The organism is Psychrobacter sp. 219-2-C (assembly GCF_049560815.1).
Taxonomy (GTDB): domain Bacteria; phylum Pseudomonadota; class Gammaproteobacteria; order Pseudomonadales; family Moraxellaceae; genus Psychrobacter; species Psychrobacter faecalis.
Genome location: NZ_CP186933.1, coordinates 1170066 through 1194746, shown reverse-complemented (window position 1 = coordinate 1194746; position 24681 = coordinate 1170066). Strand labels below are relative to the sequence as shown.

Below are 24681 nucleotides of genomic sequence, written 5' to 3'. Positions count from 1 at the left end.
ATATAAAACATTAAAATCTAAGTGACTTTGAATTTCAAAAGGGAAGTATCGTGAGCTTATCGACTTATCAACGTCATTTAGACAATATCCCCAAGCAATATCGGCTCCTAAAGCTATTTCGTCCGCCGATATACGTGATTGAGCTGTCGAATAATCAAGTAAGCTCTGTTTGCTACTATAAAGATGGCAGTAGCAAACGCCATCAAATTAATGCGGATTTTAGCAATCGCCGAATGGTGATTGCTGATTTTTTATCCGCAGTACAAGCAATTACTGATTTATTGCTTAAATTTCCTAAGCATCCGTTTGGAATAAGTTCTTTTGCAGTAGTCAATGTGACAGAAGAGCTTATAGATGGTTTGACGATGATAGAGATTAAAGCTATTAGGGAAGCCGTTTGGGCTGCCTCAGGACAAGCAAAAAGAAGAATAGTTAGCAGTACAGTCAACTACCAAGGACAGGTAGTCTCGTAATGAATTTTGGCTAGGATGCCTTAACCATGAAGCAAAACGATAATCACCAACCTATCGCTAATCACTTGAGAGTAGTTGAGATTGACCAGCTTATTCAAAACGGTCAACCTAACTTTGGCGTTTTTGCTAACGTTAAGCGCATCAACTATCTTGACTATCATAGCCATCTTATCTCGCAAAAAGCGCTGCCAAACTGGCGCAAAGCGCTTAAAGCCAACCAATTTTGCTTTATCCAAATTATTGAGCCGCCTTATCGAGTTTGCCTAGCAATGGCGACGATTAAGCTTGCGACCAGCGCCTTCGTGTATCTCTATAATGATGAAACTAGTGAGCTAGAAGTTTGCGAAGCCTTGCAACCTTTGACGCGGCAGACCTTATTAGAAGGCGATTGTTATCAGGGTCAAATGGCATTTACTCATGACAAGCTGACCGTAACATTGGATTTTACGCCTTCCCAGATTAACGTTGTGCTAGATAGTCAAAACCTTGCACTCAATGCAACCTTAGCAAGACAATCACAGCCACTAGCTATCTGTACACCAACGGGCAGACGCGGTTGGACCTTTACCCAAAAAGAGCCGCTGACAGCAATATCTGGACATCTACTTATTAAAGATAATTCAAAATTTAATACTAAAGCTCTGGATACTCAGCTCAAAGAAATCGACTTTACTGACACCACTATTGCCAATCTAGATTGGACGCTTGGCTATATGCGTCACAAGACCAATTGGTTTTGGACTTGTATTAATAGCTACTTGCCAGACGGTCGTCATTTTACTCTTAACTTATCGATGGGCGTCAACGAAACTGGCGCTAGTGAAAATGCCTGCTGGCTTGATGGGCAGATAGTGTATTTGCCGCCTGTGATGTTTATACGTCAAGATTTGGATGCAGCTGCGCAGCATACTTGGCGTATTTATCATCAGAACCTCGACTGGAGTAAGGTTGATATTGATTTAACCTTTACGCCGATTACTGTTTATAAAAAGACCGATAACTTCGGTGTGCTCGCTAGTATTTTTGAGCAATGGCTGGGTTTTTATAGTGGTGAGATACGGCTAGCAGATGAGGTGATTGAGCTTGATAAGGTAATGGGCTTAGCGGAAGATCATTTTGCTAAATGGTAACTGATGAGCGCCTATTATGCATTTATAAATAGCAGGTTTAATTTTAAAGTCGTTGCCGCTCTATAAATTGCGCCGTCAATTCCGTATAATCGTCGCTACCAAAAATCTATTATCGCAATGGCTATTAAAAATTGGCTATTGAAAATTTTTTAAGGAACAACAATGTCTATCAAGTCTGACCGCTGGATTCGTAAAATGGCCGAAGAACATGGCATGATTGAACCATACGAGCCAGGTCAAGTACGTTTTAATGATGCCGGCGAGCGTTTGGTCAGTTATGGTACCTCAAGTTACGGCTATGACGTACGCTGTGCGCCTGAGTTCAAAGTCTTTACCAACGTGCATTCAGTGATTGTAGACCCAAAAAACTTTGATGAAAAAAGCTTCATTGACGTCATCGGTGACGAATGCATCATTCCGCCAAATTCGTTTGCTTTGGCGCGCACAATGGAGTATTTTCGTATTCCGCGTGATGTGCTGACAATTTGTCTTGGTAAATCGACCTATGCACGCTGCGGTATTATCGTCAACGTCACACCACTTGAGCCTGAGTGGGAAGGGCATGTGACGTTAGAGTTTAGTAATACCACCAACTTGCCTGCGCGTATTTATGCGGGCGAGGGCGTGGCACAAATGCTATTTTTTCAAAGTGATGCCGATGACGTTTGTGAGACCAGTTATAAAGACCGTGGCGGTAAATACCAAGGTCAGCGCGGTGTGACGCTGCCAAGAACCTAATCATCAAGCACTTAAACGCCAAGAGATTAAGTGTTTTTTAGTCTGTTAGTATTTTGGACTGACCATAAAAAAAGCCAGTATATTGAATATGACTGGCTTTTTTATGGCTAACTCTTTTGGCTGTTTCAAAGTCGATTTTTTAACGCAATTATTTTAAAACTTTTAACCCGGCTTTATTATCGCGCTTAGGTTTCGGGGCAGCGGTACTTTTCTTGGAGGTAGTCGCTGCGTCTTCTTCAGGGACATAATCATCGTATTCATTAGGGTCAAAAAACATCCCTTGCGAATTTTCTTTGGCATAAATCCCCATTACCGCCGTCAATGGTACCCAAATCTCTTGCGAGACACCGCCGAAGCGCGCACTAAAATGAATATAATCATTTTCCATGCTCATATTACCGGTTGCGCGGCTAGCAATGTTGAGCACGATACGTCCGTCTTGGACATGCTCTTTAGGGACTTGTACATTGTCAGCAGTAGCATCTACCATCAGGTATGGGGTGAGCGCATTGTCCTCTATCCATTGATATAGCGCGCGCACCATATAGGGACGTGTTGGGGTAATAGAGGTGGTTTCTTCGCTCATTTTTTGGTTTCCTTAGGTATGGTTATTAAATACTGCTTAATGAGTAATTCCTAACAGAGTAGTATCTATTAAAAAATTATTCACTGTATCGTTACTCTATATCAAAGTCTATTTTAGGGGAGTCATCAGCGGTTGTCTAATTAACGCACGCTTTTTTGAAAGCTGTCACGTTCAAAGACCCGTTTTTGATAGTCAAATAGGGGGCGGCTGATAGCGCGCGGTAACTCAATATCCATCTCTTCCAATCGCCATAATAACGGCGCTAATAGCACGTCGCACCAACCAAATTCATCTGCCATAAAATAAGGTTTATGAGCAAACAAGGGTGACAAAGTAATCAAGGAGTCGCTTAGCTGCTTTTTTGCCAAGGCTGCTTGCGCTTTATTAAAACTATCCGGATGCATCAGCAATCGTTTGCCGAGCACCAACCAATCATTTTGTATACGCCAAGCCAATTGGCGAAACTGGGCGCGCTCTTGTGGCGTATCTGGCAGTAGTTTATTAGCATGATAACGCTCCTCAAGGTATTCGAAGATAACGTTAATCTCATATAGCGCAATCTCACGCTGTTGCAAAACAGGCAAAGTGTGATAAGGATTGAGCTCGGTCAAGTCTTCCGGACGCTCAGAATGTAGCCGCGATAAATAATAGGCAAGCTTTTTTTCTTCAAGCAATAGGCGGACCACATGGCTATTGTAGCCATCGTCAGCGTATAAAATCAGCTGACTACTTGGAATGTCATTCGCATCAATCATGGAAGCCTAATGTATTAATAAAGCCTATTATCGTAAACAATGTCGCCGCGTTTATCAAGGTAGTGTACGTAAACATTGCCCATGAGGCGATCGTTAACAGAAGGTTTTATAGTTAACCATTTATGCAGCTATAAAAAAGCACTACCGAAGTAGTGCTTATTTTTTAGATTAACTTTGGATCTTTATTGCTTTATTATTTTACGTCTTTCCAAAACTCTTTGTTCAATAAGTAAACTGGAATGAGCAGTACTAATAAGAATAAAATCACAAAGAAACCGATTACTTGGCGGTCATGACGTACCGGCTCTGCCATCCACGCCATAAAGTTAACCAAGTCACCAACTTCAGATTCAAACTCTTCTTCACTCAAGGTTTCTTGCATATTATGCAACACGTGCGGCATAGCAGCGTTTGCTAGAACTAAGTTGTTAGCGCCCCAAGGACGGCTTGGATCTTCATAGAACGATAGCAAATACGTATAAACCCAGTCATCACCGCGTAGTCTTGTTTCAAGTGACAAGTCCGGAGGTGCCGCACCAAACCATGATGCTTGTACTTCAGGATCGATTTCAGCATTGATATGATCACCGATTTGATCGGTGGTGACCATCAAATACTTTTCAACCAGCTCAGGCGGTATCTCTAAGTCTTTAGCAATGCGCGAATGACGAACATACTTTGCTGAGTGACACCCAGCGCAGTAGTTCATAAATATTTTCGCACCGTTTTGTAGCGAACCCTTATTGGTAAAATCAATAGGGGCGGAGCTACAAGCTAAGTGTTCAACCACGCCATCAGCATTGGTAAAAGTACCGCAGCCACCGCCGCCTGCTGCCAGTGCGCTACCAGCAGTCAAGGTTAATGCCGCGCCTAAGCCTAGACCAGCTAGGGATTTAATTAGCGTGCTCATTAGTGACCTCCGGTAACGCGTTCTGGTGGCTGTTTACACTTCTCAATGGCAGTGTAAAACGGCATCAATAAGAAGAACAAGAAATATAGAACTGTGAATATACGTGACATGATAGTCGCCGTTGGCGTTGCAGGTGTCGCACCTAAGTAGCCTAATACGATAAAGCTGATAGCAAAGACAGTAAGCGCAATCTTTGACAGAATACCTTTATAGCGTATAGAGCGTACAGGAGATCTATCTAGCCATGGGATCAAGAATAGGAAGGCAATCGCACCGCCCATTGCAATAACACCACCAAGCTTATTAGGAACTGCACGTAAAATGGCATAAAAAGGTGTGTAATACCAAACTGGTGCAATATGCTCTGGTGTTTTTAGCGAATTCGCTGCTTCAAAGTTTGGTGGCTCAAGGAAGAAACCACCGCCTTCTGGGAAGAAGAATACGACTGCAAAGAAACAGATAAAGAAGACAACAATACCAACCATATCGTGCACAGTATAGTACGGATGGAATTCGATACCGTCTAATGGTACGCCATTCTTATCTTTTAGCTTTTTAATATCAATGCCATCAGGGTTGTTCGAACCAACGTGATGCAGCGCTACTAAATGCATAAACACTAAGCCGACAAGGACAAGTGGAATAGCAACCACATGCAAAGCAAAGAAGCGGTTTAAGGTAATACCTGAGATGATATAGTCACCACGTACCCATTCAGCAAGACCGTCACCAATGACAGGTAGAGCCGCAGGTAAGTTTAGAATAACCTGAGCGCCCCAGAATGACATGTTGCCCCAAGGGAGTAGGTAACCGAAGAAACCTTCTGCCATCAATGCTAGGTAAATACCCATACCGATGAGCCAAATAAGCTCACGCGGTTTTTGGTATGAACCGTATAGCAAAGCACGGAACATATGCAGGTATACCACCACGAAAAACGCAGAAGCGCCCGTCGAGTGCATATAACGGATGAGCCAACCACCTTTGACATCACGCATGATATATTCAACAGACGCAAATGCCCCTTCGGCACTTGGGTTGTACATCATCGTTAGCCAAATACCAGTCACCAATTGGTTGACCAATACCACCATTGATAACACACCAAAGAAGTACCAAAAGTTAAAGTTCTTTGGTGCATAGTACTTTGACATATGATATTCATAGGTTTCAGTCGCAGGAAAGCGCGCGTCCACCCAATGCATTAACTTTTTACCCATGCTCATATTAAGCCTCCCCAATCGTCAAGATAGTACCATCCATGCTGTACTCTGGGATTGGTAAGTTAAGCGGTGCAGGGACACCACTATAAACACGACCCGATAAATCGTATTTAGAGCCATGACATGGGCAGAAAAATCCACCGTACCAGTCATTACCGCCTAAATCAGCTGCGCCCACATCAGGACGGTAGTTTGGTGCACAGCCTAAATGTGTACAGACGCCTTCTACCACCAAGACTTCTGGTGATAAAGAGCGCTCAGGGTTTTTACAATATTCTGGTTGTAGCGACTCATCTGAATCAGGGTCTGACAGTAATGGCTTCACTGATTCTAACGTAGTCAGCATCTCTTCAGTGCGCTTGACTACAAAGATAGGTTTGCCCCGATATTTGACGACAATCATCTGTCCTGCTTCGATAGAACCAATATCTTGGGTCACTGCAGCGCCTGCAGCCTCGGCTTTTGCGCTCGGTGTCCAAGAACGGACAAAAGGTGTCGCCACAGCAGCTACCCCAGCTGCACCAATGACGGCAGTCGAGGCAATAAGAACTCTACGACGTTGTATGTTAACGCCTTCGGCATGGCTCATTAATACTTCCTCCAGGTGAATGAAATGGGATTATCCCACACTGGGTTTGTGGCTTAGAAAATGACAATTATCAAGCCACGTTAGCTGTGCCTAATTTTGCTAATTGTTGCTATTCTAAGCTATTTCGGTCATAAAATAAATTATTGTGTTAAAAATAAAGCAGCCTTGAGAAAGCGTACTCCAGTGTTAAACAAGATAATTAGTCTAAAACTGCTTAATTATCAATATTTAACCTACCTTAAAGTACGCTTTTTTATCAACAAGACTATTATGAATAATGACCTTATAATTAATAAGGGTATTCAGCAATAGGGAATGATACTTGAAATCAAGACAATGTTCACTAACTTTCCGCACATTACGCGGTTGTAAGTGGTCGTAAGCTATTTATAACCCTTAACCACTTTCGATATAAGGTTATGCGGTGATAAATAGCGCTAGACAATATCAACTCTCAAGCGTGTGCCAGCGCTCAAGCTTAGTCATCATCTCATCTTCAATAGCCAATAAACGCTCACTGGCAGCCGTAGCGGCGTCCATATCTTTCGTAAACCAAGAACCGTCAGCCAGCTTTTCTTCCAGCTCCGTTTGCTCAGCTTCTAACGCAGCGATTTCTTTTGGCAAATTATCGAGTTCACGCTGTTCATTATAGTTAAGCTTTTTGGCAGCGGTATTAGACTTTGCTGCGACCGTAGTTTTATTGTTAGCTTTGCTACTAGCAGCATTATCGTTAGACGATTTAGCATTCTTAGCTTTCGCTTCTTCTTCACGGTTTTTTTGTACCAAGTATTCTTGATAGCCGCCGACATATTCTTTGACAATGCCATTACCATCTTCATCCGTGTCAAATACCCAAGTAGAGGTAACGACGTTGTCCATAAATGAGCGGTCATGGCTAATCAGCAAGATAGTACCGTTGAAGCTGGCGACCGACTCTTCTAATAGCTCAAGGGTGGCCATATCTAAGTCGTTGGTTGGCTCATCGAGTACCAAAATATTGGCAGGCTTTAATAATTGCTTGGCAAGTAGTACGCGATTACGCTCACCACCTGATAAGGCTTTAACAGGCGTACGCGCGCGCTCTGGAGCAAATAAGAAGTCTTGCAAATAGCTCATGATATGCGTTTTGCGCCCGCCAACTTCGACGAAGTCAGAACCTTCTGAGACGTTTTGCGCCACGCTGGCTTCTAAATCCAACTGGTCGCGCAGCTGATCGAAAAAGGCAATTTGTAAATTGGTGCCAAGCTCGACCGTGCCTGTTTTAGTAACTTCATCGTCGGACATATCTAGTAGGGCTTTAATTAGCGTGGTTTTACCGGCGCCGTTGGGACCGACGATACCGATTTTGTCACCGCGCATAATCATGGTGCTAAAGTTGTCGACTAAGACGTTGCCATCATATTCCAGATGCAGGTTCTTAACTTTACAAACCAGCTTGCCGCTTTTCTCGCCTTCACCCATGGTGATATTGACGTTACCGACTTGCTCGCGGCGGCCTTTACGCTCTTCGCGCAGAGCTTTTAGCTCACGGACACGGCCTTCATTACGGGTACGGCGAGCCTTGATACCTTGGCGAATCCAAACTTCTTCTTGTGCCAATTTTTTATCAAAATTAGCGTTGTTCTTTTCTTCAGCGAGTAGCTGCTGCTCTTTTAATTCTTGATAACGCGCATAACCTTTAGCGCCTTGGGTCACGTCATAGCTGGTCAATTGTCCACGATCAAGCTCAACGATACGGGTGGCGAGCTTATTGACAAATGCTCTATCGTGCGTCACGAACAATAACGTCAGACCTTGCCAGTCGAGTAAAAAGCGCTCCAACCATTCGATGCTTTCAACGTCTAAATGGTTGGTTGGCTCATCGAGTAATAGCACATCAGGCTTAGTGACTAGTGCACGAGCAAGTAGCACACGGCGTTTACGACCGCCAGACAATGAAGACAGGTCAGCTTCAGGATCAAGTCCCATAGTCGTAATTAGACGGGTTGCATCACGCTCTAAATCCCAGCCATGTACTGCATCGATATCGTGTTGCAAGGTTGCCATATGCTCGCAAGCGTCCATATCGCCATTGGCACACATATCGACTTGCTTATTATAGTTAATCAGCAAATTGGCGGTGTGGCGGCTACCGCCCATCACGATGTCTAAGATACGTCCGCTGGTTTCAGGAACGTCTTGCTCTAACATCGCAACACGCATGCTGCTATTTTTGATAATCTCGCCGCTGTCAGGCTGCAATGACCCATTTATCAGTTTAAATAAAGTAGATTTGCCTTCGCCATTACGGCCAATCAAACAAACGCGCTCGCCTGCATTGATTGAAAAATCGATGCCATCGAGAATAGGAGCCACGCCAAATGCCAAGTGAATATCTTTTAAATGTATCAATGCCATAGAATATCTTAAGCTTATATAATAGTGAGGTAAGGGTTGTTGCAAAATTCCTAGCAGTATAACATGCTGCCACCTAACTGTAGTATGCGTAAATGCCTTTTTGACTTCCTCCCCTTCTTAAAAGCGAAGGGGATTCCTACTCAAGACGGCCAAGCCCGACCGCGAGTATGTTTTTTGCTCCATTAACGTCTCGTTGATGGGTCGTTTTACAAGAACGACAGAACCACACTCTTATACCAAGACCCGCTCTACCTTTCGGACTGTCTTGGCGTGAGCCGCAACACGAGCAGGTTTGGGTGCTGTACGCTTCATTCACTTCGATATAGTGGCAACCTGCATGCTTGCATTTGTAATCCAGTTGCCGCTTAATCTCAAACCAACCAGCGTCATAGACGGATTTAGCCAGTTTGCCCTTAGTGAATGATGTTGATTTTATTTTACCAACGACAATTAAGCTATTGGCTTTAACCAGTTTATTAGTAAATTTATGGGTTAAATCTTTTCGGGTATTTTTAATCTTGGCATGAATCGCCTTGACCCGCTTCTTATTCTTGGCTCTTTGAGCAATCGCCAGTTTTTCAGCGTATTGATGGGTGAGTTTGGTTTGTAGTTGATCGCCATCACTACTGACTGCGGCATCTTTGCAGCCCAAGTCAATACCGACTTGACCGTCACCGCACTTAATCTTTGGAAATTCTTTAACGGTGATACAGGCATACCAATGCCCGCGAGCATCTTGCACCAGCTCACAGGTGTTGATGTTGTATAGGGCTAGGTTATAGCTATCCCACATATCAATGATTAGCTTTTTACCCTTAGCGAGGCTTAGCTGAATGATGGATTTAAGGCTTTTCTTGCCTGATTGACGGGTTGCTAGATATTTTATCGCGGTCTTTTTAAACGGTATCCAACCTAAGTTTCTACGTTTGGCTTTAGGATTGTTGGTACGCCAGTTGAGTTTGGCTTTTTTAAATTGTTTGCGAGATTTAGCGTGAACCTCACTAATAGCTTGTAAGGTCTGGCTGTGTAGATTTAGGTATTCACCAGCCCCTTTGGTGTAGGCTGCTAAATCGTAAGCTGTAAAGAATTTACCCGTGCGTTTGAGATGTTTGAAACTAAGCTCATTGACGTAATTCCAGACAAAATTAACCGACCCTGCTAAGATGTTTAGCTGATTGGTGTGTTTGTCTTTGATGCGTAGTTTGAGCGTTTTCATAGAGTGATTATGTTCTCAATGGGTTTGGTTAACAAGGTGGGTTCAATCTTAGGTGACAACGGTTGACGCCTGATATCCACGCCCTAGAAGTGACGTGGTTTTACGGGGCTTTTTGATAAACACTATTTTATAAAGTCTGTTTTAAATGGTTAGGTCTGAGATTTCATAAAGAGAATAACCATACTATCTATTATTGAGAACTACTATTGAGAAAAATATGAACCAACCAAATTCGATAGAAAAAAACGCTTCTAATCAACAAGCTCAGCTGGCAGATAGCCAAGCAGACTTACAAGCACAGGTTATTGAATTGCAAATGAACCTCTCTCACCTTGAAGTTACCGTCGAGAGGCTTGATGAGGTTATTACGCGCCAAGATAGAGATATCCAAACCTTGCAACGTCAACTACAGTTTATCTATAAGCAAGTGCAAAGCCAAGATGGGGAGGGCGGTGTAGCGCCTTTTGATGTCATGGCAGATAGACCACCGCATTATTAGGAATAAGTTTTTTTAATTATAGATAACAAATAATTGCACAGCATTTATTATAAGTTATATGCGAATTTTGGCATAAATATACGGTTTACTGACTATTCAGTCATATTGCAGAAATAATGTATTTTTCGGTTGTTTTCATGTAAAAAACACATTAGTATCCTTCACCTTAGATACTGTCTACCTAACAAAGTTCGGTGTAGCGGTAAAACAATGTGGATGTTTGGAGATACACAATGGGCGCAAATTTCAATCTAAAGACTCTAACGGTAGCTTTGGCTGCTCTTTCTGCAGCTAGTATCGCTAGTGCGGCAGGTCTTGATCGTTCAGGTCAAGATATCACCGCGTTTTTGCAAGATGGTACCTATGCTGAAACGGTTTACACTTATCTAGATGCTGATGTTAGTGGTTATGATAATGATTATGTTGGTAAAGACAAAAACGCTTATAAACAAGGCAATAAAATTGGTGATATCGCAGAGTCATATGACTTCTTCCGTTATGGCGTAAAAGCCGACATCAATGATACTTTTAGCGTTGGTGTTTTATATGATGAGCCTTTCGGTGCAGCTGCCGACTATAGCGGCAACAATAATTTTGTAGCTCAAGGTGATCGTGATGCCGTTATCAAAAACGTAACTGGAAATCCAGCATATAGCGAAGCAGTAATTGATACTGTTGTAATACCTACCCTACAAGCGCAACTTGCGCCAGGCAATCCTCAGAACTTGACAGATGGTCAGCTTAAGGAAGCTCAAGCAAATTATATAGGCGTTCTTACTGCGAAAAAAGCAGCGGATGCAGAAGAGCTTACTAAAGGCGAAGGAACCAACGTCGAAGTTCGTACTGAAAATATTACCGCGATTCTTGGTATGAAGTTTGGCGAAAATAAAAATTTCCAAGTTTATGGCGGTCCAGTTGCTCAACAAGTACAAGCAGACGTAAAACTACGCGGACTAGCCTACAGCGCTGCAACTGGTTATACCGCTCATATTAGCTCAGATCAGGATTATGGTTGGCTAGCGGGCGTATCTTACAGTAAGCCTGAAATTGCTTTACAAGCTGCATTAACGTATCGCTCAGAAATTGATCATACCCTTCCAATATTTGAAAGCTATCCTGCCGCCAGTATTGAGAAAGCTGGTGAAATAGATATTACTACACCAAAATCTGTAAACTTTGATTTCCAAACCGGAATCAATCCAACAACTTTAGCAACAGCAAAAGTGCGCTGGGTACCTTGGAGTGATTTTGCAATCGTACCTCCTGTTTATACAGATGTAAGTAAAGCACAGTATCCTGAAGGTTTATCTTTAGTTAGCTATGACAAAGATCAATGGTTAGTAGAATTAGGCTTAGCTAAACGTTTAACCCCAGCATTAGCAGTGACTGGTAATATCGGTTGGGATAGTGGTGCTGGCAATCCAGTCACTTCTTTAGGTCCTATTGAAGGCTATTATAGTGCAGGTCTTGGCGCAAAATATAACCTAACTGATAACTGGGCCATCTCTGCTGGTGGTAAATACCTATGGTTTGGTGATGCAAAAGGTCAAATCCCAACCAAGAATGTCGTTAGTAACTTTGAAGACAACGACGGTTTTGCTCTTGGCGTAAAACTATCTTACCAAGCTAAACAGAACTTTAACTAAGAATTTATGTCTTTATTCTAAATAAAATTATTTGAATCATATTAAAAACGATCTGTAATAGGTCGTTTTTTTATGTTTAAAAGATTAGAAATATATTGTTTGATGTTAGATCTATATTGATTAGGGAGTAAACAATTATCCTTAATTTCGCTAGAGATAATGAACTTTTATTTGCTGATTTTGAGCAATAATGACTGAACTAAAGAGTCACTATCTGAAAATAAAGTGTTTTAAGTATTGTTTTAGTGTTAAAAAATCATTACTATTCATTTAGGACGTCATTTACATAAACTTATATTTCAAGCAACAATGCTGAATATTAGTTATGAAGATGATTTAACAACGAGGATGTTTGGAGATACCCAATGCGCGCTACTTTTCATTTAAAAACTCTAGCTGTAGCAATCGCTACCTTTTCTGTAGCTAGCATGACCAATGCTGCAGGTCTTGATCGATCAGGTCAAGATATAACTGCATTCTTACAAGATGGTACATACGCTGAAGCGGTCTATACCTATATCGATGCCGATGTTAGTGGTGTTGATAATAACGGTAATAAAACTGGTGATATCGCTGAATCTTATGACTTTTTCCGTTACGGGGTAAAAACAGATGTAAATGATAGATTCAGTGTTGGTGTTTTATACGATGAGCCTTTTGGAGCAGCGGCAAGCTACACAGGTGATAATAACTTTACTGGTGTAGCGAATGTTACAGGCGCTGGAGCTATTCAACAAGTGGCTAACCGAGCCATTGAGAATACACAGGAAAAAATTGCTCAAGTTGAAGCACTACAAGCTGCAGATAATCCGAATGCAGGCGCTATCGATAGTCTTGTTTATCAGACAGCGTTACAAGGCTTAAATAGTACTTTAGAAAGATATCAAAATTTAGCTCAACAACCATCTTTGGATGAGTACAATAATATTATAAATAGTACTAACGAGACTCTGGCTAGCACGGAAGCGACTCTTGATGCGATAGGTTCGTTTTTGAGTGAGGAAGCTCTTCAAAATGCACGAGACCTTTTAGCTGCTAATCAAGGAGATGCTCAGGCTGCTGAAGCAGCCCGTGATGCAGTGCAGAATTTATTGAGTATTGATGAAGCAACTAATGTAGAAGTGCGCTCTAATACTCTTACACTGATTGGTGGCATGAAGTTTGGTGCTGAAAATCAGTTTCAGGTTTATGGTGGACCCGTAGCTCAACGCTTACAAGCAGACGTTAAACTAAGAGGCAACGCTTATAAAGGTGCAGCTGGCTATACTGCACATAGTGCGCCTAATCAGGATTATGGTTGGCTAGCAGGTGTATCTTACAGTAAGCCAGAAATTGCTTTAAAAGCAGCCTTGACATATCGTTCAGAAATTGATCACTCTATAGATATGTATGAAGATTTTCCAGCTCTTGCTATTCAAGGGCAGAGTCGTACCGGTGTAAGTAACTTCGAGGTAACTACACCCAAGTCAGTTAACTTCGATTTCCAAACTGGTGTAAACCCGACAACATTAGCTACGGCGAAAATACGCTGGGTACCATGGAGTGATTTCTCAATTAGCCCAACTAAGTATACTCAAGCTTCAAAACTACCGTTAGTTGACTATAGTGATGATCAGTGGCAAGTAGAGCTTGGGTTAGGTAAACGTATAGCTCCAAAGTTTGCGGTTTCAGGTTCCATAGGTTGGGATAGTGGTGCTGGTGATCCAACAACATCACTGGGTCCTATTGAAGGGTATTATAGTGTCGGTCTAGGTGCTAAATATGATGTGACTGAGAATTGGGCAGTATCAGCAGGTGGTAAATACCTATGGTTCGGTGATGCTGAAGGGGCGCTGCCAGATCGCAGTATTGTCTCTAATTTCGAAGACAATGACGGCTTTATCTTAGGCGCTAAGTTATCTTATCAAGCCAAATAGAGATTTAATTTAACCCGTTAATTCATTAATAAAAGAGCGACCCATGATGGGCCGCTCTTTTTATTGATTAAATTTAGATATACCTAAAAGTTATAAATAAAAGCTATTACGTTGATTTTCGAATGATATTTGTATGAAGCCTTGTTACTTAATCCTAGTTCGGGATAAGCCACATTGTAACTCATTGATACTATTTACAATGTGGCTACCTGTCCCTGCTGAGGCATGTTTTTGATGGTGGGCTTATAGGGAAACCAGCAATAAGCAATCAAACCCGACAGCAAGTTTGTGATAAACCCCGTGACACTACGATGGCGTGAGTGTTCGATTTGGCACAAGTTTTTAAGCTCTCCAAACACCGTTTCAATCAAAGAGCGATGATTGAGTAGTGCCTCATCCATCGGCTCAAGTAATTGGGGTTTCATATTACGCCGAAGTTTGGTTATCAACGTGGTATCACTGTGTTTTGTGAGCCACTCGTTTAGGGCTTTACTGATATAGCCTCTATCCCCAAACACCTTGCCAAACACAGGCGTTGCCATATCCTTAACAGGCACTCTGTCATCCGTATTACCCGCAGTGACTTTAACAGATACAAGCTCGCCCTTATGATTGATAATGGCGTGCAGCTTAAAGCCATAGAACCAGCCCATGCTGCTTTTGCCTCGGGTTGCAAGTCCCTTAAAGACTTTATGACGGTAGATACGTTTGTTATGACAAACTGCTATCTTGGTTGAATCAATATAGCTGATACCCGTACAGTCGCCCATCATGCTTTGCAAGTAGCTGCACAGTGGCATGATACTGCGCGGCACAAGCTCTATAAATCGCGAGTAGCTCGGCAGATTTGGAAACTCCCGTTTCATCATGCCAAGCATGTGATGGTAGTAAAACGCCTTAAACTGTCGATACCGCAGTTGATGAAACAGTACCAAGATGGTCATCATCTCTGCTACACTTATCTGGCATGCTCTTAACCTTTGGTGTCCCGTTGCGATTAAATGAGCGTCAAACTCAGGTTTGAATTGCTGATAAAAGTCGTCAATATGGCAGTATAGTTCGGTTAGGTTGTCCATGTAAGAAGTCCTTGTTGTGAAGTTTGTCTTGGTAAACTCACTTTAGCAACTTCGGACTTCTTTTTTTATCTTTTTTTTGAGCGCTTATCCCGAACTGGGGGTTACTTACTGTATAAGTTAAACAAAATCTATAAAAGCTTCTCCAATGAAGTTGTGTCTACTTTAAATTAAAGGTGAACAACTACCAGATTGTGAGGTGTAGAGGAGCGCTTACTCCCGCTTTTTTTACTACGCTAATTGAGGGTATATTGTTGATTAGTATTGAAAGAATATTATAGTATTTGATTAGGAAATAAAAAACCTCGCTAATTATAGCGAGGTTTTTCCATCATACAATAATGGATAAAAAATACTTATTTATTAAGGTTCATTTCCATCTCTTTATACTTCGCAGATACTGACGGTCTTGGACCACCAGTCATGATACTGACAGCAAAGATAGCGATGGTACTCAAGATAAAGCCTGGAACGATAGCGTATAACCAACTGTTTAGTGCCACTCCATTCATCTCAAAAGGACCATAGACCCACAGGATAACGGTCAATGCACCAACCACCATACCGGCGACCGCGCCATTGCGGTTCATGCCGCGCCATGTCAGACTGAAAATAACCAAAGGTCCAAATGCCGCACCAAACCCTGCCCAAGCATTAGAAACTAAGTTCAATACCGAGCTTTCTGGATTAGACGCCAGCAAAATAGCGACAACGGCCACCACAATAACTGAGATACGTCCGACCAATACTTGACGCGCTTCTGGAGCGTCTCTATCAAAGAAAAGCTTATATACGTCTTTGGTCAGTGAGCTTGATACCACGAGTAGTTGTGATGATATGGTACTCATAATTGCGGCTAAAATGGCCGCTAATAAGAAACCTGAAACAAGTGGGTGGAACAAAAATTGCGTGAATACCAAAAAGATGGTTTCAGGGTCATCTAGCGTCATTGCCGTTTTTTGTACGTAGGCGCGGCCCGCGATACCCGTAACACAAGCACCGATCAGGCTGATAATCATCCAGCTCATACCGATATTACGTGCTGTTGGCACATCTTTCACTGAACGAATCGCCATAAAACGTACGATAATATGCGGCTGACCAAAATAACCAAGGCCCCAAGCGAGTAAGGAGATAATACCTAAAGCTGTCATGCCACTCGTGATATCGAGCATGCTTGGATCGATGGCTCTGATAGCATTGGTCGTTGCGCTTACGCCGCCAAGATCAGTCAAAGCAACGATAGGGACAATTACCATGGCAAAGAGCATGATAATACCTTGCACAAAGTCGGTCATTGATACGGCTAGGAAACCACCAAATAGCGTGTAAGCGACGACGACGCCAGCGGTCACCCACAGACCTGTACTGTAAGAAAGGTTGAGCGAGCTTTCAAAGAGCTTACCGCCACCGACCAAGCTTGCGGCGGTATAGACGGTAAAGAATAAGATAATTACCACGGCTGAGATAACCCGCAGTAAATGCGATTTGTCTTCAAAGCGGTTGGCAAAATAATCGGGTAGAGTGATGGCGTTGTCAGCGACTTCGGTATAAACGCGAAGACGCGGTGCCACGATAATGTAGTTTAAAAAAGCACCCAAGGTCAAACCGATGGCAATCCAAGCGCTGACCACACCGTCAGCATACATGGCGCCTGGCAGGCCAAGGAGCAACCAACCTGACATGTCCGATGCGCCCGCTGATAAAGCCGTTACGGCAGGGCCTAGACTACGACCACCGAGCATATAGCCTTCAGTATCATTGGCTTGCTTAAAATAAGCATACACGCCAATCCCAATCATGACTAAGAAATAGGCGCCAAGTGATATCAGCACGCCACTAGAAACTCCGTTCATATAAACTATCCTTAACCAACATAGTTGGCTGTCATTATTTTTAACGAGAAAAATTGAGTCTTACAAGACGCTGCTTAAAAACTCTATCTCAACGTATTTCAAGATAAAAAATCTAAAGACGAAAAAAGCCATTAAGTAGGACATAATGGCTTTTATTCAAAATCTGCTGTTAGTTTTATATGATTGGTGTGGTTATGGGTTGACACCTACAAAGTTGTGATGAAATGCAAACGGCAAACTTGTATCGCAATTTTATTTTCTCACTTGCTCGCATCAAATCATCGTTTATAAACATCAGCCGCTTATATAACCAATCATTTAAAACCATCAAACCTACTGCTTACTATCATATATTACTAGAAGTCTTCAATATATGATTATCAGTGAGTTTCAGGTAAAATTATGTTATTTAAACAACGTCAGACGTATTATAACGTATGAGTCACACAAATGCGAACGCGCCTATTTATCAAATAAATATCTTGATTAGCGAATAATATATAATCGCTTGCCAAAGCTTTAGTCAATTGGCGCAAGCAAATCTAGTAAAGCCGTTACGCTACTAGATTGGGTGAGTTTTGGATTAATGACCACGCCCAAATAACGCTGTAATTCGATATTATCGGCCATATCGATACGTTCCAAATCCTGACTGACCATAGTTTGCGGCAATACTGACCAACCAAGTCCGACAGAAACCAGCATGCGGATTGATTCTAAAGGATTAGTGCTCATAGTGGCATAAGGTTTTAAATTATGCTTGGCAAATTCCGCTAAGGTGATTTGGCTAGTAAAGGTATTGGCAGACGGTAAGATAGCAGGGTAGCGCGCCAATTGCTCGAGCGTCACATTGGACTTGGTCGCCAAAGGTGATAACGTGCCGGTCATAAAGTAAAGAGGATCTGACCACAAGGTATGATAGGTTAAGCGTTTATCATAGACGGGCGGCAAGGTTAAAAATGCGAGTGACAAATCGCCATCGAGCACGGCTTTATGAGCCGTTTCTGAATCGACAAAATGCACTTCTAACTGCACGGCAGGATAGGCTTGGATAAAATGCTTGAGCACAGGGGCTAGATGGTGCAAGCCAATATGGTGGCTGGTGCCGATAACGAGTTTGCCCGAGACAATATGCTGCGAATGCTGGAGATTGATTTTAAAGTTTTCATAATCTTCAAGCCAGCGTTTGGCATGAGGCAACATCTCACTGGCCGCTTGCGTCGGTACAATACCGCGTCCAACTGTATCAAATAGGGTGATGTTAAATTCGTCTTCTAAGTTCTTAATACGTTTACTGACCGCAGGCTGAGTGATAAACAGCTTTTCTGCGGCACCTGAAATGCTGCCTGTTTGCATAACCGTGACGAATGTCGTCAAATTTGTGGTATTCACACCGATGTCCTTAGCTAGTAGCGAGCTATAATTAAAAGTTGGCTGACCTAATCAAAATGAATTAGAAATAAAAGTTTGTGACTATGTAAAAATCATCAATTATTATTATAGGATTAGCCTGCTATAATCACAAGACATCAAGACGTATTGTGACATATTTATTCTGTTAAGCGCATTTTTGACGGCGTATTACTTGTTTTACCAGGCGTTTAGCATCATAAATAGTCATTATTATAAAATATTTGCTTTTATAAAATCTCTGGTTAATTAAATATTAGATGTAAACAGCAACTTAAAGTGCGCCAGCAAATAGATTAAGTCATACTTTCATTAGTAAAGTAATAAGCCATTTAGTCATTAGTAAATAAAAGGATAGCAACATGGCCGGTCAAACGTTATATGACAAACTTTGGAATGCTCACGAAGTCACCAAGCGTGACGATGGTTCGAGCCTAATTTATATCGACCGCCATTTGCTGCACGAAGTGACAAGTCCGCAAGCCTTTGAAGGTTTAGAGCTTGCCAATCGGGAGCCGTGGCGTCTGTCGGCTAATATCGCAAGCCCGGACCACAACGTGCCAACAGTGACCAAAGAGCGCTTAGAGGGTGTGTCTGGTATTAAAGATAAAGTATCGCGCTTACAAGTACTGACCTTGGATGAAAACTGTAGCAAGTTTGATATTGCTGAATTTACCATTAATGATGCGCGTCAAGGTATCTTGCACGTGGTCGGTCCTGAGCAAGGTTTGGTCTTGCCTGGTATGACTGTTGTGTGCGGCGATTCGCATACCGCTACCCATGGCGCCCTTGGCTGTTTAGCGCATGGTATCGGAACCTCAGAAGTTGAGCATGTACTAGCCACTCAGTGTTTGATTCAAAAGAAATCAAAAAATATGCAAATTCGTGTCACCGGTAAGCTTGGCGCTGGCGTGACCTCAAAAGATGTGGTACTTGCTATCATTGCCAAAATTGGCACCGCAGGCGGGACAGGGTACGCCATTGAGTTTGCAGGGCAAGTATTTGAAGACATGAGCATGGAAGGTCGTATGACCGTCTGTAATATGGCGATTGAAGCGGGTGCACGCGTCGGCATGGTTGCTGTCGATGATACGACGATTGAGTATGTCAAAGGTCGTCCTTATGCGCCAACCGAGGAGCAGTGGGAGCAAGCCGAAGCTTATTGGCGCACTCTGTATTCAGATGATGATGCGGTATTTGATAGCGTGATTGAGATTGATGGTAGCGAGATAGCGCCGCAAGTATCTTGGGGTACCTCACCTGAGATGGTCGTAGATATTACCCAGTCGGTGCCAACGCCTGACCAAGCAGTTGATGAAGCACAAGAAGAAGGCTGGTTACGCGCTTATACTTATATGGGTTTAGACGCTGGGCAAAAAATTACTGATATCCAGCTTGATCGTATTTTTATTGGTTCATGTACTAACTCACGTATCGAGGATTTACGTGATGCCGCAGCGGTGATTAAAGGCCGGAAAGTTGCCGATAATATTAAAGAAGCGATCGTGGTAGCAGGTTCTGGGCAAGTGAAATTGCAGGCAGAAGCAGAAGGCTTGGATACTTTGTTCACGGATGCAGGTTTTGAATGGCGTGAGCCGGGCTGTTCTATGTGCCTTGCCATGAATGCTGATAAGCTAGAGCCAGGGGAGCATTGTGCCTCAACCTCTAACCGTAACTTTGAGGGTCGTCAGGGCAATGGCGGTCGTACGCATTTGGTCAGCCCAGCGATGGCAGCAGCAGCAGCATTAGCGGGTCACTTTGTCGATGTGCGTACGTTTTAACTTTTGATTTTGTGCTTTATTTATCAATAATAAATATATTTGATAGGAAAACTTATGCAAGCTTATAACACTCAAACGGGTATCGTTTGTCCATTAGATCGCGCAAACGTCGATACCGATCAAATTATTGCCAAGCAGTTTTTAAAATCCATTAAGCGTACCGGTTTTGGCGTCAATTTATTTGACGACTGGCGTTATCTTGACGAAGGTTATCCGGGTCAAGACAGTAGCACTCGTGTAATTAATCCAGATTTTGTCCTGAACAAGCCGCGCTATCAGGGCGCTACCATATTGCTGGCACGCAGAAACTTTGGCTGTGGCTCAAGCCGTGAGCATGCGCCTTGGGCACTTTCAGAATATGGCTTTCGTACGATTATTGCGCCAAGTTTTGCCGATATTTTTTATAACAACTGCTTTAAAAACGGGATGTTGCCCATCGTGCTAGATGAAGTCATCGTTGATACTTTGATGAAAGCGACGCTTGCCAATGAAGGCTATGAATTAACTGCCGATCTTGAGCGCCAAGTGGTCATCACCCCAACCGGAGAAGAGTACGCTTTTGAGGTCGATGAGTTTCGTAAGCATTGTTTGCTCAATGGTCTTGATGATATCGGACTGACTTTGCAGCAAAGCGATGCCATCAAAGAATATGAGCATAAGATGATGCAAAAAACACCTTGGATATTCAATGAGGTTAGAGCTTAGTCTTTGATAAAAACGCTTCATTCAAACATTTTAATCAACATAAAAAAGTGCTCGGCGCTAATACAGCGTTGAGTTATGGGCATTAAGTAGCTAAAATGAATGGCAATCTATTTTTTACCTTACTGTATTTTCTTCCTTATAAATAGTAGACGCCATTATGAATAAAACACGTTTTGCTGTATGGACAGGCACGGCTCTTGCCGCAAGCTTATTATTATCTGGCTGTCAATTGTTGACGGGCTATCAGCAGATAGACTCGGCAGAGAATGCTAAAGCGTGGACAGGCAAAATAAAACCCGTCGCTGGTGAAGTAAATATCGCTTGCGTGGGAACGTATCATTGTGAAATAGCGCGCATTGATCAGACACGCATTATAAGCAGTGAGACTCATGACCCGATCAATCCCACTATGCTAGTCAAGACACAAGAGGCAAATGGCAAAAGTCGTGCCGGCAGTAAGCAGGTCTCCGCGCCCATTGCGATGGATATGACGCCGCTGAGCCATAAAAACGCCATTAAAATTGTCCCCTTATCCGCGTCTGCTATGCCTGGGCTTACCAATTATTATGCGCGAGTCACACCTGCGAAGCGCGAAGTACAGATTAATTTTTATCCAGAAAATAATTTGGGCTACGTTGAGCGTTTTGCGATGATTCACGACTTTATGGAAGAAGGTACGTATCAGCTGCGTGCTTACCAAAAAAAATCTGGCGCAAATTCAGGTAGCTTGTTAGAAACGGCTTCTCCAGAGCCATTATGTGTCGATCTTTATCAAGGCAACAGCGTAAAGCGCCGTTTTTGTAAAGAGATGGGGGCTGAGCACCAAGGAGAGTTTGTGGAAACGCGTGTGGTTAAAGCTGCGCCTGCTCAAACGCCATCAGCAGCGAAAAATAAAGTGAAAACCAAAGCAGGCTAGATAAAATTGAATAGAAAACGGTACTAACTATCGACGATAGACTCTGACTTCTTGCGCAGCTCATTGCCCAAGAAGTCGTTTTTTAACAGGCTATGTAAGCCTGCTAGCAATACCATAAGCTAGCAATACCATAAACAACAACTTATTTCCCCATTTACCCACAAGGATTAGTATGGCAACGATTTTAACATTAGCAGGCGATGGCATCGGCCCTGAAATCATGACTCAAGCCATTGATGTGCTAAATGCTGTCAATGATAAGTTCGCTTTAGGTTTGACCCTAGAATCTGGATTAATTGGCGGTGTGGCGGTTGATGCAACGGGTGAACCGTTACCAGAAGAAACGCTCCAACGTGCGCGCGCAGCAGATGCTGTGTTACTAGGTGCTGTGGGTGGTCCTAAGTGGGATGGTATCGAACGTAGAAAACGTCCTGAACGTGGTCTGCTGAAAATTCGTAGCGAGCTTGGTTTGTTTGCCAATCTGCGTGTGGCTAAACTCTATCCGCAGCTTGCTAATGCTTCAAGCATCAAGCCTGAAATTATCTCAGGTTTGGACTTGTTAATCGTTCGTGAATTGACTGGCGGTATTTATTTTGGCGAGCCGCGCGGTATTCGTACCCTAGAAAATGGCGAGCAGCAAGGCTATAACACCATGGTTTATAGCACCAGTGAAATTCAGCGTATCGGTAAAGTTGCTTTTGAGTTGGCAAAAACCCGCGCACAAGCAGCCGGTACGCCCGCCAAGGTTTGCTCAATCGATAAAGCCAATGTCTTAGAAGTCACCGAGCTGTGGAAGCAGACGATGATTGAGATGCAGCAAGCGGATTATGATGACGTAGCGTTATCGCATATGTATGCGGACAATGCTTGTATGCAGCTGATCAAAGACCCTAAACAGTTTGATGTCATGGTCACGGGCAACATGTTTGGTGATATTTTATCTGATGAAGCGGCGATGCTGACCGGCTCTATCGGCATGCTACCATCGGCGAGTCTAGATGAGGCGGGCAAAGGGATGTATGAGCCTTGCCACGGTTCAGCGCCTGATATCGCCGGTCAAGATAAAGCCAATCCATTGGCGACCATTTTATCGGTGGCGATGATGCTGCGTTATACCTTTAAACAAGAAACCGCGGCGCAGGCGATCGAGCAAGCGGTCAGTGAAGTGCTTGACGATGGCTTACGTACCATTGATATTCTCGATCGTAGTGAGACGGGGCTTAAACAAGTAGGGTGTCAAGAGATGGGGCAGGCGGTTCTGGCAAAATTGGTTTAATGAATACCGCTTTAATAGAAGCTGATATTTCTACATCCTACTCGTTTTAAAGCTTAAGAATGATATACCCATAATTTGCCAAGCAAGTTATGGGTTTTTTTATGTCCATATGGCTCATTTATGCACCGTAACAGACTTACCCAGATAGTCGCAAAAAAAGCCTTTTTTTAACACAGCTACCGCAGGATATAGGTTTAATTAACACAAAGCTGTTATATCCTCACACGCCGATCTGTCACTATAAATAGCTCATTAGCCCATTAAAGTAGAGATTGTTTATCTGCATTATTTTTGTCTGACATCGTAATAATTTAAAAACCATTAAGCCCTAAATAAAATATTTATAAACAAAGGGTCTTGATAGGCAATTTTTCATTAAATTCTAATAAGAACAATACCAATAAAAATTCTAGGAGTTTTACATGTATCAAGTAACGAAAATTACTAGCGCATTAGCAGCACTGGGTTTATCAGCAGCTTTAGTGATGAGTCCAAGCTTTGCTGCCACTGACCATACTAAAGCTGACAATATTAAAGATATTAGCCCAGTAACCAACGGCGTCAGTCAAAAAGTTGCCAGTAATAGTAAAGCAGCGACGTCATTAAATAAGTACTTACCAACGATTAAATATACAACTGAAAATCTGCCAGTGCAGGCGCAAAAGGTAAATAGTGCTACTTGGAAACAAGGAATGAAGAGAGATCGTGATACTACTACCAAGCTGCAAGCTCTATTAAACTGGAACCAAAATGGCGTAGGCTCTGTCGATGGCTATTGGGGTAAGAACACCATCAAAGCCATGCAAGCGTTTCAAAAAGCCAATGGCTTGACGGTAACTGATAATTTAAATAACGAGACTTGGCAAGCATTGACTAAAAATGAAAAACTAACGACACAGCCAGTATTGGTTCGTTATCAGCTGAGCGAAGATGACGTTAATATCAAAACCACCACCATTCCCGCTGGCGCAGAAGCCAAAGCCAAGCTCGATGGCATGTATTATGAAAGCGTGACGGAAGGCTTAGCAGAAAAGTTCCATATGAGCGAAAAATATCTTAAAGCGCTCAATCCTAATGCTAAATTCAGCGCCGGCGAAACCATTACTGTTTATAACCCGGGCAATCCTAATACCAAGCCTGTGAGCCGTGTCGTTGCTGATAAAGCAACCGAAACGTTGTATGCTTATGACGATAAAAATAATTTAATTGCCAGTTATCCGACCACGGTAGGCAGTACTGCAACGCCCTCACCAACAGGTACGCATACGGTAGAAGTAAAAGTGCATGAGCCTAACTATACCTATACGGGTGACGATGGTAGTAAGTCTATCATTCCGCCAGGCCCGAACAATCCGGTCGGTTTGGTATGGATAGGGCTGAGTAAGCCTTCTTACGGTATTCATGGCTCGCCAGATCCTGCGCGTATTAGCCGTCAAGCATCAGCTGGCTGTATCCGCCTGACCAACTGGGATGCTTTAGCGCTGTTAAGTGTGATTCAAGATGGTGCTACGGTCGAGTTTAAATAAGAAGTTGTTATGTATAGAGTAATAGGGCTTTAAATCTCAAAGCTTGAAATGAAGACAAAA

Annotated in this window: 20 protein-coding genes and 1 pseudogene; 11 read left to right on the top strand and 10 right to left on the bottom strand. The window is 42.8% G+C overall.

The features are described from left to right. The first annotated feature begins 50 nt into the window (after positions 1-50). From ACPEGP_RS04775 to dcd, 3 genes are all read left to right on the top strand, one after another. On the top strand, positions 51-473 hold the full coding sequence (locus ACPEGP_RS04775; RefSeq protein ID WP_423814104.1) for a hypothetical protein: 423 nt from the start codon (positions 51-53) through the stop codon (positions 471-473). Between the two features lie 26 nt (positions 474-499). Beyond that, positions 500-1603 carry a DUF2804 domain-containing protein gene (locus tag ACPEGP_RS04770; protein WP_423814103.1) on the top strand — a complete coding sequence of 368 codons (1104 nt, stop codon included), beginning with the start codon at positions 500-502 and terminating at the stop codon, positions 1601-1603. Positions 1604-1765: 162 nt separating this feature from the next. After that, positions 1766-2341, top strand: a complete 576-nt coding sequence (gene dcd, locus ACPEGP_RS04765) for a dCTP deaminase (RefSeq protein ID WP_102076576.1) — start codon at positions 1766-1768, stop codon at positions 2339-2341. Positions 2342-2489: 148 nt separating this feature from the next. On the opposite strand, the gene ACPEGP_RS04760 is transcribed toward dcd, so the two are convergent. The 7 genes and pseudogenes from ACPEGP_RS04760 to ACPEGP_RS04730 form a co-directional block, all read right to left on the bottom strand. Next, positions 2490-2927, bottom strand: coding sequence for a ClpXP protease specificity-enhancing factor (locus ACPEGP_RS04760; protein WP_191689589.1), 438 nt, complete (start codon positions 2925-2927; stop codon positions 2490-2492). 140 nt (positions 2928-3067) lie between these two features. Continuing rightward, on the bottom strand, positions 3068-3682 hold the full coding sequence (locus tag ACPEGP_RS04755; RefSeq protein WP_423814102.1) for a glutathione S-transferase N-terminal domain-containing protein: 615 nt from the start codon (positions 3680-3682) through the stop codon (positions 3068-3070). 193 nt (positions 3683-3875) lie between these two features. Further along, the gene (locus ACPEGP_RS04750) at positions 3876-4592 is read right to left on the bottom strand and encodes a cytochrome c1 (RefSeq protein ID WP_423814101.1); all 717 of its coding nucleotides are present in this window, start codon (positions 4590-4592) and stop codon (positions 3876-3878) included. Then, entirely contained in the window at positions 4592-5812 is a 1221-nt protein-coding gene (locus ACPEGP_RS04745; RefSeq protein WP_423814246.1) for a cytochrome b, read from the bottom strand. The genes ACPEGP_RS04750 and ACPEGP_RS04745 overlap by 1 nt, the downstream gene beginning before the upstream one ends. A 7-nt stretch (positions 5813-5819) precedes the next feature. Then, entirely contained in the window at positions 5820-6404 is a 585-nt protein-coding gene (gene petA / locus ACPEGP_RS04740) for a ubiquinol-cytochrome c reductase iron-sulfur subunit (protein ID WP_423814100.1), read from the bottom strand. Positions 6405-6851: 447 nt separating this feature from the next. Continuing rightward, positions 6852-8801, bottom strand: coding sequence for an ATP-binding cassette domain-containing protein (locus tag ACPEGP_RS04735; RefSeq protein WP_423814099.1), 1950 nt, complete (start codon positions 8799-8801; stop codon positions 6852-6854). A gap of 50 nt (positions 8802-8851) precedes the next feature. Continuing rightward, positions 8852-10017: pseudogene (locus tag ACPEGP_RS04730) on the bottom strand (RNA-guided endonuclease InsQ/TnpB family protein). Between the two features lie 217 nt (positions 10018-10234). Here ACPEGP_RS04730 and ACPEGP_RS04725 point away from each other — a divergent pair. The 3 genes from ACPEGP_RS04725 (at position 10235) to ACPEGP_RS04715 (ending at position 14078) form a co-directional block, all read left to right on the top strand. Beyond that, positions 10235-10516 (top strand): SlyX family protein, encoded by a 282-nt coding sequence (locus ACPEGP_RS04725; RefSeq protein WP_288726251.1) that lies wholly within the window; start codon positions 10235-10237, stop codon positions 10514-10516. 233 nt (positions 10517-10749) lie between these two features. Next, positions 10750-12162, top strand: coding sequence for a hypothetical protein (locus ACPEGP_RS04720; RefSeq protein WP_423814098.1), 1413 nt, complete (start codon positions 10750-10752; stop codon positions 12160-12162). A 365-nt stretch (positions 12163-12527) separates the two neighbouring features. Further along, entirely contained in the window at positions 12528-14078 is a 1551-nt protein-coding gene (locus ACPEGP_RS04715) for a hypothetical protein (protein WP_423814097.1), read from the top strand. 194 nt (positions 14079-14272) lie between these two features. Here the strand turns inward: ACPEGP_RS04715 and ACPEGP_RS04710 are convergent, their stop codons facing one another. From ACPEGP_RS04710 to ACPEGP_RS04700, 3 genes are all read right to left on the bottom strand, one after another. Then, positions 14273-15154, bottom strand: coding sequence for an IS982 family transposase (locus ACPEGP_RS04710; protein WP_423814096.1), 882 nt, complete (start codon positions 15152-15154; stop codon positions 14273-14275). A 353-nt stretch (positions 15155-15507) separates the two neighbouring features. Beyond that, the gene (putP, locus tag ACPEGP_RS04705) at positions 15508-17007 is read right to left on the bottom strand and encodes a sodium/proline symporter PutP (RefSeq protein WP_191692492.1); all 1500 of its coding nucleotides are present in this window, start codon (positions 17005-17007) and stop codon (positions 15508-15510) included. Positions 17008-17526: 519 nt separating this feature from the next. Further along, positions 17527-18399: a LysR family transcriptional regulator gene (locus ACPEGP_RS04700; RefSeq protein ID WP_144296455.1), complete on the bottom strand. Its 873-nt coding sequence runs from the start codon at positions 18397-18399 to the stop codon at positions 17527-17529. Positions 18400-18779: 380 nt separating this feature from the next. On the opposite strand from ACPEGP_RS04700, the gene leuC reads away from it, so the two are divergent. From leuC to ACPEGP_RS04675, 5 genes are all read left to right on the top strand, one after another. Then, complete coding sequence (leuC, locus tag ACPEGP_RS04695) at positions 18780-20198, top strand: 3-isopropylmalate dehydratase large subunit (protein WP_423814095.1); 1419 nt, start codon at positions 18780-18782, stop codon at positions 20196-20198. Positions 20199-20252: 54 nt separating this feature from the next. Further along, entirely contained in the window at positions 20253-20903 is a 651-nt protein-coding gene (gene leuD / locus ACPEGP_RS04690) for a 3-isopropylmalate dehydratase small subunit (RefSeq protein WP_423814094.1), read from the top strand. Between the two features lie 157 nt (positions 20904-21060). Beyond that, positions 21061-21819 carry a hypothetical protein gene (locus tag ACPEGP_RS04685; RefSeq protein ID WP_423814093.1) on the top strand — a complete coding sequence of 253 codons (759 nt, stop codon included), beginning with the start codon at positions 21061-21063 and terminating at the stop codon, positions 21817-21819. Positions 21820-21991: 172 nt separating this feature from the next. After that, the gene (gene leuB, locus ACPEGP_RS04680) at positions 21992-23095 is read left to right on the top strand and encodes a 3-isopropylmalate dehydrogenase (RefSeq protein WP_423814092.1); all 1104 of its coding nucleotides are present in this window, start codon (positions 21992-21994) and stop codon (positions 23093-23095) included. 422 nt (positions 23096-23517) lie between these two features. Further along, positions 23518-24621, top strand: a complete 1104-nt coding sequence (locus tag ACPEGP_RS04675; protein ID WP_423814090.1) for a L,D-transpeptidase family protein — start codon at positions 23518-23520, stop codon at positions 24619-24621. The last annotated feature ends 60 nt before the right edge of the window (positions 24622-24681 follow it).

What these genes read in the sequence shown, in the direction of transcription:
- putP (WP_191692492.1), bottom strand. Translation starts at nt 17,007, where the DNA reads ATGAACGGAGTTTCTAGTGGCGTGCTGATATCACTTGGCGCCTATTTC.
- ACPEGP_RS04770 (WP_423814103.1), top strand. Translation starts at nt 500, where the DNA reads ATGAAGCAAAACGATAATCACCAACCTATCGCTAATCACTTGAGAGTA.
- ACPEGP_RS04755 (WP_423814102.1), bottom strand. Translation starts at nt 3,682, where the DNA reads ATGATTGATGCGAATGACATTCCAAGTAGTCAGCTGATTTTATACGCT.
- ACPEGP_RS04745 (WP_423814246.1), bottom strand. Translation starts at nt 5,812, where the DNA reads ATGGGTAAAAAGTTAATGCATTGGGTGGACGCGCGCTTTCCTGCGACT.
- leuB (WP_423814092.1), top strand. Translation starts at nt 21,992, where the DNA reads ATGGCAACGATTTTAACATTAGCAGGCGATGGCATCGGCCCTGAAATC.
- petA (WP_423814100.1), bottom strand. Translation starts at nt 6,404, where the DNA reads ATGAGCCATGCCGAAGGCGTTAACATACAACGTCGTAGAGTTCTTATT.
- ACPEGP_RS04725 (WP_288726251.1), top strand. Translation starts at nt 10,235, where the DNA reads ATGAACCAACCAAATTCGATAGAAAAAAACGCTTCTAATCAACAAGCT.
- ACPEGP_RS04760 (WP_191689589.1), bottom strand. Translation starts at nt 2,927, where the DNA reads ATGAGCGAAGAAACCACCTCTATTACCCCAACACGTCCCTATATGGTG.
- leuC (WP_423814095.1), top strand. Translation starts at nt 18,780, where the DNA reads ATGGCCGGTCAAACGTTATATGACAAACTTTGGAATGCTCACGAAGTC.
- ACPEGP_RS04720 (WP_423814098.1), top strand. Translation starts at nt 10,750, where the DNA reads ATGGGCGCAAATTTCAATCTAAAGACTCTAACGGTAGCTTTGGCTGCT.
- ACPEGP_RS04675 (WP_423814090.1), top strand. Translation starts at nt 23,518, where the DNA reads ATGTATCAAGTAACGAAAATTACTAGCGCATTAGCAGCACTGGGTTTA.
- leuD (WP_423814094.1), top strand. Translation starts at nt 20,253, where the DNA reads ATGCAAGCTTATAACACTCAAACGGGTATCGTTTGTCCATTAGATCGC.
- ACPEGP_RS04685 (WP_423814093.1), top strand. Translation starts at nt 21,061, where the DNA reads ATGAATAAAACACGTTTTGCTGTATGGACAGGCACGGCTCTTGCCGCA.
- ACPEGP_RS04750 (WP_423814101.1), bottom strand. Translation starts at nt 4,592, where the DNA reads ATGAGCACGCTAATTAAATCCCTAGCTGGTCTAGGCTTAGGCGCGGCA.
- ACPEGP_RS04710 (WP_423814096.1), bottom strand. Translation starts at nt 15,154, where the DNA reads ATGGACAACCTAACCGAACTATACTGCCATATTGACGACTTTTATCAG.
- ACPEGP_RS04715 (WP_423814097.1), top strand. Translation starts at nt 12,528, where the DNA reads ATGCGCGCTACTTTTCATTTAAAAACTCTAGCTGTAGCAATCGCTACC.
- dcd (WP_102076576.1), top strand. Translation starts at nt 1,766, where the DNA reads ATGTCTATCAAGTCTGACCGCTGGATTCGTAAAATGGCCGAAGAACAT.
- ACPEGP_RS04735 (WP_423814099.1), bottom strand. Translation starts at nt 8,801, where the DNA reads ATGGCATTGATACATTTAAAAGATATTCACTTGGCATTTGGCGTGGCT.